The organism is Tissierella sp. QWL-11 (assembly GCF_058683765.1).
Window position 1 is genome coordinate 609,991 of the sequence record NZ_CM178750.1, and the last position, 12,119, is coordinate 622,109.

The 12,119-nt window shown below is 32.6% G+C and carries 15 protein-coding genes; all 15 read left to right on the top strand.

Going from position 1 to position 12,119, the window contains the following annotated elements:
• Positions 1–159: 159 nt before the first annotated feature.
• A complete protein-coding gene (locus AC4PG3_RS02900) occupies positions 160–1,011 on the top strand; it encodes a class II fructose-1,6-bisphosphate aldolase (RefSeq protein WP_492197585.1) in 852 nt (283 codons plus the stop codon).
• An 11-nt stretch (positions 1,012–1,022) separates the two neighbouring features.
• Complete coding sequence (gene fsa / locus AC4PG3_RS02905; protein ID WP_492197586.1) at positions 1,023–1,664, top strand: fructose-6-phosphate aldolase; 642 nt, start codon at positions 1,023–1,025, stop codon at positions 1,662–1,664.
• Between the two features lie 79 nt (positions 1,665–1,743).
• Complete coding sequence (gene glpX, locus AC4PG3_RS02910; RefSeq protein WP_492197587.1) at positions 1,744–2,712, top strand: class II fructose-bisphosphatase; 969 nt, start codon at positions 1,744–1,746, stop codon at positions 2,710–2,712.
• Between the two features lie 20 nt (positions 2,713–2,732).
• Positions 2,733–4,070: a transcription termination factor Rho gene (gene rho / locus AC4PG3_RS02915; protein ID WP_492197588.1), complete on the top strand. Its 1,338-nt coding sequence runs from the start codon at positions 2,733–2,735 to the stop codon at positions 4,068–4,070.
• 91 nt (positions 4,071–4,161) lie between these two features.
• Positions 4,162–4,362, top strand: coding sequence for a 50S ribosomal protein L31 (rpmE, locus tag AC4PG3_RS02920; RefSeq protein WP_492197589.1), 201 nt, complete (start codon positions 4,162–4,164; stop codon positions 4,360–4,362).
• An 85-nt stretch (positions 4,363–4,447) separates the two neighbouring features.
• Positions 4,448–5,392 (top strand): DUF1385 domain-containing protein, encoded by a 945-nt coding sequence (locus tag AC4PG3_RS02925; protein WP_492197590.1) that lies wholly within the window; start codon positions 4,448–4,450, stop codon positions 5,390–5,392.
• Positions 5,386–6,261: a peptide chain release factor N(5)-glutamine methyltransferase gene (prmC, locus tag AC4PG3_RS02930; protein ID WP_492197591.1), complete on the top strand. Its 876-nt coding sequence runs from the start codon at positions 5,386–5,388 to the stop codon at positions 6,259–6,261. The genes AC4PG3_RS02925 and prmC overlap by 7 nt, the downstream gene beginning before the upstream one ends.
• A gap of 2 nt (positions 6,262–6,263) precedes the next feature.
• On the top strand, positions 6,264–6,782 hold the full coding sequence (locus AC4PG3_RS02935) for a chromate transporter (protein ID WP_492197592.1): 519 nt from the start codon (positions 6,264–6,266) through the stop codon (positions 6,780–6,782).
• Positions 6,783–6,796: 14 nt separating this feature from the next.
• A complete protein-coding gene (locus AC4PG3_RS02940; protein WP_492197593.1) occupies positions 6,797–7,327 on the top strand; it encodes a chromate transporter in 531 nt (176 codons plus the stop codon).
• A 13-nt stretch (positions 7,328–7,340) separates the two neighbouring features.
• A complete protein-coding gene (gene prfA / locus AC4PG3_RS02945) occupies positions 7,341–8,408 on the top strand; it encodes a peptide chain release factor 1 (RefSeq protein ID WP_492197594.1) in 1,068 nt (355 codons plus the stop codon).
• 17 nt (positions 8,409–8,425) lie between these two features.
• Positions 8,426–9,469, top strand: a complete 1,044-nt coding sequence (locus tag AC4PG3_RS02950; RefSeq protein WP_492197595.1) for an L-threonylcarbamoyladenylate synthase — start codon at positions 8,426–8,428, stop codon at positions 9,467–9,469.
• A 26-nt stretch (positions 9,470–9,495) separates the two neighbouring features.
• Complete coding sequence (locus tag AC4PG3_RS02955; protein ID WP_492197596.1) at positions 9,496–9,927, top strand: low molecular weight protein arginine phosphatase; 432 nt, start codon at positions 9,496–9,498, stop codon at positions 9,925–9,927.
• Positions 9,924–10,361: a ribose 5-phosphate isomerase B gene (gene rpiB / locus AC4PG3_RS02960; protein ID WP_492197597.1), complete on the top strand. Its 438-nt coding sequence runs from the start codon at positions 9,924–9,926 to the stop codon at positions 10,359–10,361. The genes AC4PG3_RS02955 and rpiB overlap by 4 nt, the downstream gene beginning before the upstream one ends.
• 50 nt (positions 10,362–10,411) lie before the next feature.
• Positions 10,412–11,044: a uracil phosphoribosyltransferase gene (gene upp, locus AC4PG3_RS02965; RefSeq protein WP_492197598.1), complete on the top strand. Its 633-nt coding sequence runs from the start codon at positions 10,412–10,414 to the stop codon at positions 11,042–11,044.
• A gap of 55 nt (positions 11,045–11,099) precedes the next feature.
• On the top strand, positions 11,100–12,119 hold the full coding sequence (locus AC4PG3_RS02970) for a glycosyltransferase family 4 protein (protein WP_492197599.1): 1,020 nt from the start codon (positions 11,100–11,102) through the stop codon (positions 12,117–12,119).

Consider the following 12,119-nt stretch of genomic DNA (forward strand, 5'->3'; position numbering starts at 1 on the left):
ATTTTAACACAATTTGATATGTATAGCCTTACAATTTTGTAACAATTAATTTTAAAATAATTGTAGAATTACAATACTAGTGGTATAATTATCATGATTAATGGTATAAGATAAATAAGAACTCGTTTTAAAACAGGGTAAAATATGGAGGGGAAACTTATGTTGATGACAGGTAAGGAGTTGTTATTAGATGCTCAAAAAAATGGATATGCAGTTGGAGCATTTAATGTAAACAATATGGAGATTATACAGGCCATTATAAGGGCAGCAGAGGATGCAAATTCTCCAGTTATATTACAGGCAAGTCAAGGTGGACTTAAATATGCAGGAATAGAATATATTGCTGAAATGGGAAAGATGGCCGCCAGAAATGCAAAAGTTCCAGTTGCTCTTCATTTAGACCATGGTACTGATTTTGATCAAGTTATTAAATGTATCAAAAGTGGATTTACTTCAGTAATGATAGATGGATCTAGATTTCCTTTAGAAGAAAATATTGCTTTTACTAAAAGAGTAGTTGAAATTGCTCATATGGTAGGGGTAACTGTAGAGGCAGAATTAGGGAAAATTGGTGGAACTGAAGATGATATTACTGTAAGTGAAAGAGATGCTACATTCACAGATCCAGAGGAAGCTAAGAGATTTGCTGAGGAAACAGGTGTTGATTACTTAGCTATAGCTGTAGGTACTTCACATGGAGTATATAAAGGAGAGCCAAAACTTGATTATAATAGGATAAAGGCTATTAGGAATACTATTGATATTCCATTGGTATTACATGGTTCTAGTGGAGTTCCTAAAGAAAGTTTAAAGAAGGCAATTCCTCTAGGGATTTCAAAGATAAATATAGATACGGATATAAGAATTGCTTTCTCCACATCTGTAAAAGAATATCTAAAAGAAAATCCAGAGCAAATTGATCCTAGAAAGATATTAGGACCTGCAAGGGATTCTATGCAAAAAGTAATAATGGAGAAAATGAAGATATTTGGTTCTGCTGGTAGAGCTTAAAGGAGGAGAAGATGAAACTTTTTATTGATACGGCGAATTTAGATGAGATAAGGGAAGTAAATGATTGGGGAGTAATATGTGGAGTAACTACAAACCCAAGCTTAATAGCAAAAGAAGGTAGGGATTTTAAAGAAGTAGTAAAAGAGATTACAGATATAGTAGATGGACCTATCAGTGCTGAAGTGATTTCTCTTGAATCAGATGGTATGTTAGAAGAAGCTAGAGAGCTTGCTAAAATTCACCCTAATATAGTGATAAAGATTCCTATGACAAAGGAAGGCTTAAAAGCTGTAAAAGTATTAAATTCAGAGGGAATAAAGACAAATGTAACTCTAATTTTTTCAGCAAATCAAGCCCTTTTAGCAGCTAAAGCAGGAGCCAGCTATGTAAGTCCGTTTATAGGAAGACTAGATGATATTGGAAATGAAGGATTGTATATTGTAGAAGATATAGCTAAAGTTTTTAAAATTCACAATATTGATACTGAAATAATAGCTGCAAGTGTTAGACATCCAGTTCATGTATTAGATGCTGCGAAGGCAGGATCTCATATCGCAACAATTCCATACAAAGTATTTTCTCAAATGTTAAATCATCCCTTGACAGATATTGGTATAGAAAAGTTTTTAAATGATTGGAAAAATGTAAAATAGTGCTAAATTAATTTATAGAGCCTAGGCTCTATAAGTTAATTGTTATGCTTTTTAATAAAATTTAAAATGAGGTGATCTTGTGGATAGAAATTTACCTGTTAACTTAGCTAGAGTAACAGAGGCAGCAGCATTGGCAAGTGGTAGAATGCTAGGACGTGGAGATAAAAACTTGGCAGATCAATTAGCAGTAGATGCAATGAGAAGAATGTTTGATACTATAGATATAGATGGGACAGTGGTGATTGGTGAAGGAGAGATGGATGAAGCGCCTATGCTATATATAGGGGAGCAAATAGGTAATCCAGGAAAATCAAATTTAAAAGTAGATATAGCTGTAGACCCTCTAGATGGTACTACATCTGTTGCAAATGGGCTTCCAAATGCAATATCAGTTATAGCAGTTGCACCATCAGGATGTTTACTTCATGCTCCAGATACTTATATGAAAAAAATTGCAGTAGGTCCAAAGGCTAAAGGTGTCATAGATATTCATGCGACAGTTGAGGAAAACATAAATAATGTTGCAAAGGCCTTAAAGAAAGATGTAGAAGATATAACTGTAGTTGTAATTGACAGACCTAGACATAAGGATTTAGTTGCTGAGATTAGACAGGCTGGAGCTAGGATAAAGATGATAAGTGATGGAGATGTATTAGGTGCAATATCTACATGTTTTGACTATACAAATGTAGATATACTAATGGGAACTGGGGGAGCCCCAGAAGGAGTTATTGCAGCAGCTGCACTAAAATGTCTAGGTGGAGAGCTACAAGGAGTAATGGCTCCTGTAACTGATGAGCAAAAGAGAAGATGTGAAGAAATGGGTGCAGATTTAGACAAAGTATATACTACAGATGATCTAGTAAAGGGTGATGAAATAATATTTTCAGGGACTGGAGTGTCATATGGTGAATTACTAGATGGAGTCAAATATTTAGATAATAATAAAGCAACTACTCACACACTTATACTAAGAGCTGAAACAGGAACTGTAAGATTCATACAAGCAACACATCAATTAGACAAAAAACCAGAATATGCAAAATAAGAGAGACAGGTGGTGAAGTTTTGGATATAGAGACCTTAAAAAAGAAAAAAATTTCGGAGTTAAGGGAGATAGCTAAAGCTTATCAAATATCTAAACCTTACAAGTATAAAAAAGATGAACTAATAGAGGTTCTTGTAAAGGGCTATAAGGAAGAAAACATAGAAAATACTAAATTAGATAAATCTCAAATAGATTTAGGCGATTTATCTAATAAAGCTACAGAGGAAATTGAACAATTAGAAGATATAAATATGGCAGAGGGAATTCTAGAAATTCATATGGATGGATATGGATTCCTAAGGCAAAACAATTATCAATCAGGGGATGATGATATATATATATCCCCTTCTCAAATTAGGAGATTTAGACTTAGAACTGGAGATAAAATACTAGGTGTAACAAGACCACCAAAGTCTGGTGAAAAGTTTAAAGCACTACTTTATATAAAGGCTGTAAATGGAATGGATCCAGAGAATGCAACAAGGAGACCAGATTTCGATTCATTAACTCCCCTTTATCCTAATGAAAGGCTAGAGCTTGAGACTGATTCTAAAAAACTTGCAACTAGAATGATAGATTTAATAGCTCCTATAGGTAAAGGGCAGAGGGGGATAATAGTATCCCCTCCTAAAGCTGGTAAAACATCACTTTTAAAGCTTATTGCAAATGCAATATCTAGGAACCATCCTGAAGTGGAAATTATAGTGTTGTTGATAGATGAAAGACCTGAAGAAGTTACAGATATGAAGCGATCTGTAAATGGTGATGTAATCTATTCAACCTTTGATGAAGAGCCTAGAAACCATACAAAAGTTGCAGAAATGGTCTTAGAAAGAGCAAAAAGGCTTGTAGAGCATAAAAAAGATGTAGTCATACTATTAGATAGTATTACAAGGCTTGCTAGGGCTTATAATCTTACCATTCCAGCAACAGGGAGAACTTTATCAGGTGGACTTGACCCAGGAGCTTTATATAGACCTAAGAGATTTTTTGGAGCAGCTAGAAATTTAGAAGAAGGTGGAAGTCTTACTATATTAGGAACTGCTTTAGTAGATACAGGAAGCAGGATGGATGATGTAATATTTGAGGAATTTAAGGGAACTGGAAATATGGAAGTCCATTTAGATAGAAAGTTATCCGAAAAGAGAATTTTCCCTGCTGTGGATATTTCAAAATCTGGAACTAGAAAAGAAGAATTATTACTTAATAAAAAAGAATTGGATACAATTTGGGCTCTGAGAAAAGCCATGGGAAATGCTTCCAATCAAGAGGTAACTGAAACACTTTTGAAAAACCTTATGTTGACAAAAGACAATGATAGCTTCATAGATAAGATAGGAAATAAAATTTTGAATTAGTTGATATAAAAAAACTTTTATGCTATAATTTAATGGTTGAAAAGAAAATATCTATATGATATATATACTTATGGTGAAAGAGGTGAAATAAATGAAGCAAGATATTCATCCAGAATACAAAGAGGCTACAGTTACTTGTGCCTGTGGAAACACCTTTAAGACTGGTTCTACAAAAGACGAATTAAAGGTTGAAATTTGCTCTCAATGTCATCCATTTTATACAGGAAAGCAAAAATTTGCTGAGCGTGGTGGCCGTGTAGAAAAATTCAAGAAGAAATACAACAGAGACTAGTTTCTTCGAAATTTAGGTTAGTTGCAAGAGCATCTAACCTTTTTTTGTAGGAAATTACTTGTTATAAATAAAAGGAAGTGTTTTTTTGGACAAAAAGAATTCACAATTAAATCCTAAACATAAAACCAGCATAGGGGGTCAAGCACTTATAGAAGGTGTTATGATGAGAGGGCCCAAATTTATTTCTATAGCTGTTAGAAAACCAAATGGTGAAATAGAGCTAAAGGTTGATAAATTAAATACTCTTGCTATGAGATATAAAATATTTAAACTACCATTTTTAAGAGGAATCATAGCTTTGATAGAAGCTATGATGATCGGAACAAAGGCTCTTATGTACTCTGCAGAATTCTTTGAAGAAGAGGAAAGTAAAAAAGAAACTTTTTTAGAGAAGGTGTTTAAGGATAAGGCTCAGGATATTGAGATGGTCCTAGCAGTTATATTTTCTGTCGTAGTGTCCTTAGGGATATTTATGATACTTCCAAGCTTAGTAACTAGCTTATTTAAGAAATTTATAGACAGCACTTTAATATTAAATTTAATAGAAGGTATATTTAGAGTTCTTATATTTTTAATCTATGTAATTTGGATATCTAAATTAGAAGATATAAAAAGAGTATTTCAATACCATGGAGCAGAGCATAAATCCATACATTGTTATGAAAATGGAAAAGAGCTTACTGTGAAAAATGTAAAGAAATTTCCAATACTCCATGGGAGATGTGGAACTAGCTTTTTATTTATGGTTATGATTATAAGTATAGTAGTTTTATCTTTTTTTGGTTGGCCAAATCCCTTGCAAAGGGTATTAGTTAGGATAATCATGTTTCCAGTAATTGCAGGAATATCCTATGAGGTAAATAGAATTATAGGTAGGAGTGACTCAAGATTTTGTTATTTCTTATCCTATCCAGGTCTTATGATACAAAAGATAGCTACTGTAAGAGAACCAGATGACTCACAAATAGAAGTAGGTATAGAAGCTTTAAAAGCTGTTATTCCTTCTAACAGGGAGGAAGATGCGTGGTAATAAACGAATTGTTAAAAATTGGTATGACTCTGATCGAGGGGGTTGAATATTCGAACCCTCTTTTAGAGTCTATACTAGTTTTATCCCATATATTAAAGGTAGATAAAATCTATATCTATACTCATGGAGATGAAGAAGTAGAAAAATGGGTGAAAGATGAATTTTTAAAGAAAATGGAAAAGCGGAGCAAAAACTATCCGATAGCTTATTTATTAGGCTATAGAGAGTTTATGGGATTGGATTTTTATATAGAAGAAGGAGTCCTTATACCTAGACCTGATACAGAAATAATGGTAGAGTATGTTATAGATTATGTGAAGGAGAATTATAAGGATAAAGACGTAAAGATTTTAGATATAGGCACTGGAAGTGGGGCAATTTCTTTAAGTTTAGGAAAGTTTTTACCCTGGGCAGAAGTCTATGGCATAGATATAGATCCTTTAGCTATAAAAGTAGCTAAGGAAAACAAGAATAGATTAGAGGCTGACAATGTAAGGTTTTTACAAGGTGATTTATTTCAAGCTTTAGATAATGGAAATCTTTCTATAAAATTTGATATAATAGTTTCAAATCCTCCATATATAAGGGAAAGGGATATAGATACTTTGCAAAGAGATGTAAAAGACTTTGAACCTCTAAAAGCCTTAGATGGAGGAGTAGATGGGTTAGATTTCTATAGAAAAATTACAATGGACTCAAAAGACTATTTAAAAAATATGGGAGTCTTAATATATGAAATTGGTTATAATCAAGGGAAAGAGGTAAAGAAAATATTAAAAAATGGAAGATTTTTAGAAATTAATATTTTGAAGGATTTACAAGGCCATGATAGAGTTGTATTTGGCATTTTAGATCAAGGGGAAGATTAGCTATGATTTATTTACAACTATTTATATCTTTTTTTAAAATAGGAGCTTTTAGTTTTGGCGGAGGTTATGCCATGCTTCCATTACTTGAGAAGGAAGTTATAAATACTCATGCTTGGATGAGTCCTACAGAGTTCATAGATATATTTGCAATATCTGAAATGACTCCAGGGCCCATAGCTGTTAACTCAGCTACATTTTTAGGGTATAAAGTAGCAGGGATATTAGGATCTGTTATTGCCACTATTTCAGTTATCTTACCTTCTTTTATAGTGATAAGTTTAATATTTATCTTTTTAAATAGATTTAAAAATTCCCCCTATGTAAATATGATATTTATGGGTATAAGACCTGTAGTATTGGGACTTATAGCTGCAGCAGGGATAACTGTTGCAAAGACTAGTTTTGTAGATTTTAAGTCAGTTTTTATAGGATTAGGGGTTTTTTATTTAGTGTCTTTTAAAAAACTTAGTCCTATAATAGGTATAATAATGGCAGGATTTTTAGGATTTATCCTTTATTGAGAGGGAGAGATTATATGTTATGGCAGATGTTTATAACATTTTTTAAAATAGGAGCTTTTACATTTGGTGGAGGATTTGCTATGATCCCTATTATTCAGGAAGAAATAGTTGAAAAAAGGAATTGGATATGTGAAGAAGACTTTTTAGATACTATATCTATAGCTCAATCTTCTCCGGGACCTATAGCTGTTAATACAAGTATATTTGTAGGTTATAGGATAAAAGGTATTAAAGGAGCTTTAGTGTGTACCTTAGGAGCTGTATTGCCATCATTTATAATAATACTTTTAATAGCAGCTTGTTTTTCTAAATTTAGTGATAATCTCATATTAGAAAAAATATTTTTAGGTGTACGACCAGCAGTTGTAGCCCTTATATTTTCTGCAGTATATAAAATAAGTTATAGATCTAGGATTCACCTCAAAGGCTTAGTTGTAGCATTTGTTGCAACATTAATAATAGTGTTTTTAAAGGTAAATCCAATATATTTAATTTTAACAGGAGCTATAGGATCTATAGTTTTAAATAAGATTGGAATAAATTAAAAGAGGTGAAAATATGATAGAAAAATTAGATTTTATTGAAAAAAAATATAAAGAACTAACAGAGAGAATGATGGATCCAGATTTAATAAATAATTTACAAGAATGGCAAAGTGTTATGAAAGAACATGCCGATGTTGAGCCTATAGTACTTAAGTATAGAGAATATACTAAAAACAATGAAGAATTAGAAGATGCAAAGGTACTTTTATATGAAAAATTAGATGAAGATATGAAGGAAATGGTAAAAGAAGAAGTAAAGGGATTAGAAGAGACTAAAGAAGCTTTAGAAGAAGAGCTTAAAGTATTGCTTATCCCAAAAGATCCCAATGATCATAAGAATGTTATAGTAGAAATAAGAGCAGGAGCAGGTGGAGATGAGGCTGCTCTCTTCTCAGGGGTATTATTTAGAATGTACTCTAGATATGCTGAAAGAAATAACTGGAGAACAGAAATAATGAGTACTAATGAAATTGGAATTGGTGGATTTAAAGAGGTTATCTTTATGATTAAAGGTAAAGGAGCATATAGTAGATTAAAGTATGAGTCGGGAGTTCATAGGGTACAAAGGGTCCCAGATACAGAGTCAAGCGGTAGAATTCATACATCTACTTCTACAGTTGCAGTACTTCCAGAAGCAGAGGACTTAGATTTGGAAATAAACATGAAGGATTTAAAGATAGATACCTATAGAGCCTCTGGAGCTGGTGGACAGCATGTAAACACTACAGATTCTGCTATTAGAATAACACATATACCTACAGGGTTAGTAGTTTCTTGTCAAGATGAAAAGAGCCAAACTAAAAATAAAGATAAGGCAATGAAGATTCTTAAAACTAGATTATATGACAAGATACAAAGTGATCAAGCTGCTGAAATAGCTGAGGAGCGAAAAGGTCAAGTAGGTACAGGAGATAGATCGGAAAGGATTAGAACTTATAATTATCCACAAGGTAGAATTACAGACCATAGAATAAATCAAACAGTCCACAAAATGACTAATTTCTTAGATGGGGATTTAGATGAGATGATAGATGCTCTTATAACAACTGATCAAGCTGAGAAGTTAAAAGAACAGATGTAAGTCTAAAAGAGGTAAATATGGAAACTAAAATAGTTAAAATAGATGAAAATAATATAGATAGAGAAAATATAAAATTAGCTGCTAATCTTATAAAATTAGGTAATCTAGTCGCCTTTCCTACAGAGACAGTTTATGGGCTAGGGGCAAATGGATTAGACGAGGCATCAGTAAGAAAAATATACAAAGCTAAGGGGAGACCAAGCGACAATCCCCTTATATTACATATAGCTGATTTAGAAGATCTAGAGAGCTTAGTAAAAGAGATTCCAGATATAGGTTATAGAGTCATCGATAAATTTTGGCCAGGACCTGTTACAATTATATTTAAAAAACGAGATATAGTACCGAATATAATAAGTGCAGGGCTAGATACTGTAGCGATAAGAATGCCTAAAAATCCTATTGCATTAGAACTTATAAGAGAAAGTGGAGTTCCCATAGCTGCTCCATCAGCTAATACATCAGGTAGACCAAGCCCTACTAAGGCAAGTCATGTTATAGAAGATATGAAAGGGAAAATACCTATGATAATAGATGGAGGAAATACAGATGTAGGCTTAGAATCTACAGTCATAGATATATCATCTAATACTCCCATGATACTTAGACCAGGGGGAATAAGTTATGAACAGTTAAGAGAAATTATCCCGGATATTATAGAGGATAAAAGTATACTTGATGAGAAGGCTATTCCTAAATCACCTGGACAAAAGTATCGCCATTATGCTCCGAAATGTGATATGATTCTATTTGAAGGGGATATAAAAGATATTGTAAAAAATATTAAGATTCAAGCAGATATCTATATATCACAGGGTAAAAAAGTAGGTATAATGGCAACTAAGGAGACAGAGAGTTTATATAATAAAGGTATAGTATTAGCAGTAGGGTCTAGGGAAGACAAAGTAACTATAAGTTCAAATTTATTTGAGACAATTAGAAGTTTTGATAATCAAAATGTGGATATAATACTTGGAGAAACCATAGATTTAGAAGGTATAGGAAAGGCAATCATGAATAGAATGATAAAGGCAGCCGGAGGTAAAATAGTAAGAGTATAAGAGGTGATGACTTGGAGATTTTATTTGTGTGTACGGGAAATACTTGTAGAAGTCCTATGGCAGAGGGAATATTAAATCATTTGGATAAAAAACATAGTCTAGATTTAAAAGCTAAATCCGCAGGAATTTTTGCTAGGGAAAGAGGAGATGTATCCATAAACTCTATAGAAGCTATGGAAGAATTAGAGATAGATATATCTAATTTTACTTCTAAATCTATAGACAATCTAGACCTTACAGATATTGATTTAATCCTTGTAATGGGAAAAAGTCACAAAGCTTTTTTAATAGATAGATATCCTGATTTAAAAGAAAAGATATTTTTATTAAATGAATATGCTTTTGGTAAAGAAGAAGATATTATGGATCCATTTGGAGGAAGTTTGACAGATTATAAAATAGTTCGAGATGAAATATATATGGGAATTTTGGAAATAATAAGGAGTGAAAAAAGATGAAAATAGGTATAGGTAGTGATCATGGAGGATTTGAATTAAAAGAAGAAATGAAGGAATACTTAATTAGTAAAAATATAGAAGTTATAGACTATGGAACTAATTCTTTAGATTCTGTTGATTATCCTGACTTTGGAAAAAAAGTTGCAAAAGCAGTTATAGATAAAGAAGTAGACAAGGGGATAGTTATATGTGGTACAGGCATAGGTATATCTCTTGCTGCAAATAAGGTAAAAGGTATAAGATGTGCACTTTGCTCAGATGTATTTTCTGCAAAGATGAGTAGAGCTCACAATAATGCAAATATGTTAGCTATGGGTGGTAGAATATTAGGCAAGAGTCTTGCAGCTGAAATAGTACAAGCTTTTGTAGATACAGAATTTGAAGGTGGACGTCATAGTAGAAGAGTAGAAAAAATTGGTGAAATTGACTGCTAGTTTATGATATAATTTGAAATGGATAAATTCCAAAGAGAAAGGAGCTTTTTATGGATAGTAAAGTTATAGTTTTAGACCATCCTCTAATAAAGCACAAATTAACATATATTAGAGATAAAGATACAGGTTCTAAAGAATTTAGAGAATTAGTCAAAGAGGTATCTACCTTAATGGCATATGAAGTAACTCGAGATTTAGAGTTGGAAGAAATTGAAATTGAAACTCCCTTAACTAAGATGAAATCAGAGGTAATAGCGGGTAAAAAAATGGGATTAGTACCTATAATGAGAGCTGGACTTGGAATGGTAGATGGAATGTTGAGTTTACTACCTGCAGCTAGAGTTGGACATATAGGCTTATATAGAGATCCAGAAACTCATAATCCAGTAGAATATTATTGCAAAATGCCACAAGACATAGAAGAGAGAAGACTATTAGTACTAGACCCTATGCTTGCTACAGGAGGTTCAGCATCAGCAGCTATAGACTTTTTGAAGAAAAGAGGAGCTAATAATATAAGATTAGTTTGCTTAGTAGCAGCACCTGAGGGATTAGAGGCAGTCAGATCGCAACATCCAGATGTGGATATATATGTTGCAAGTATAGATGAAAAATTAAATGACCATGCATATATAGTTCCAGGTCTTGGAGATGCAGGAGATAGATTATTTGGAACAAAATAATTATAAGGGGTAGATAATACTACCCCTTATAGGCTTTTAAAAGGAGAGAATCAGGTTGAGAACTTTTATATTACCACTTTTTATAGCATTATTCATATCTCTTATGCTTACCCCACTAGTTAGAAAATTTGCCATTAAAATTGGAGCAGTAGATGTACCTAAGGACAATAGAAGAGTACATAAAAAGCCTATGCCTCTTATAGGAGGCTTGGCAATTTACATCTCTACGGTAGCAGCATCACTTCTGTTTTTGCCTTTAGATAAGACTATTTTATCTATAATACTTGGGGCTAGTATAATAGTTATCTCTGGATTAATAGATGACACTAGAGGGTTAAGCCCTAAGCTGAAACTATTATTCCAATTAATAGCAGGTATAATACTAGTTTTAGGCGATGTAAAGGTTGACTTTGTGACAAATCCATTTTCTAAAACTAATATATTATTATATTTAGGCTGGTTTTCTATTCCTGTTACTCTCTTTTGGATTATAGGGATTACAAATACTTTAAATCTAATAGATGGACTAGATGGACTTGCAGCAGGAGTAGCTACAATATCCAGCATATCTTTGATGCTTGTAGCAGCAAAGTTTGAGAGTACTAATATAATAATCCTTTCAGCTATTGTAGCTGGAGGATGTTTAGGTTTTTTACCATTTAACTTTAATCCAGCTAAAATATTTATGGGAGATACAGGGTCCCTATTTTTAGGATTTATGCTTGCTACAATTTCCATAGAAGGTGTTATGAAAAGTGTTGCAACAATTGCAGTAGTAGTTCCTATACTGATACTTGGAGTTCCTATATTTGATACTACATTTGCCATATTTAGAAGATTATTAAGTGGAAAATCTATTATGGCAGCAGATAAGAGTCATCTTCATCATAGACTTTTAGATAAGGGTTTTTCCCAAAAGAAAACAGTATTAATTTTATATGGAATATCTGCAGTATTTGGAATTTTTGCAGTGATTATAGCTAATGCAAATAGCAGACAATCGATATATTTATCAGTCGTATTATTTACTATAAGTATTGTTACCGCAGTAAAGCTAGGTTTGTTTGAAAAGTAA

Bases quoted from the DNA above. Each gene is read 5' to 3' on its own strand.
- AC4PG3_RS02950 (WP_492197595.1), top strand. From the start codon at position 8,426: ATGGAAACTAAAATAGTTAAAATAGATGAAAATAATATAGATAGAGAA.
- upp (WP_492197598.1), top strand. From the start codon at position 10,412: ATGGATAGTAAAGTTATAGTTTTAGACCATCCTCTAATAAAGCACAAA.
- fsa (WP_492197586.1), top strand. From the start codon at position 1,023: ATGAAACTTTTTATTGATACGGCGAATTTAGATGAGATAAGGGAAGTA.
- rpmE (WP_492197589.1), top strand. From the start codon at position 4,162: ATGAAGCAAGATATTCATCCAGAATACAAAGAGGCTACAGTTACTTGT.
- AC4PG3_RS02935 (WP_492197592.1), top strand. From the start codon at position 6,264: ATGATTTATTTACAACTATTTATATCTTTTTTTAAAATAGGAGCTTTT.
- AC4PG3_RS02900 (WP_492197585.1), top strand. From the start codon at position 160: ATGTTGATGACAGGTAAGGAGTTGTTATTAGATGCTCAAAAAAATGGA.
- rpiB (WP_492197597.1), top strand. From the start codon at position 9,924: ATGAAAATAGGTATAGGTAGTGATCATGGAGGATTTGAATTAAAAGAA.
- AC4PG3_RS02940 (WP_492197593.1), top strand. From the start codon at position 6,797: ATGTTATGGCAGATGTTTATAACATTTTTTAAAATAGGAGCTTTTACA.
- prfA (WP_492197594.1), top strand. From the start codon at position 7,341: ATGATAGAAAAATTAGATTTTATTGAAAAAAAATATAAAGAACTAACA.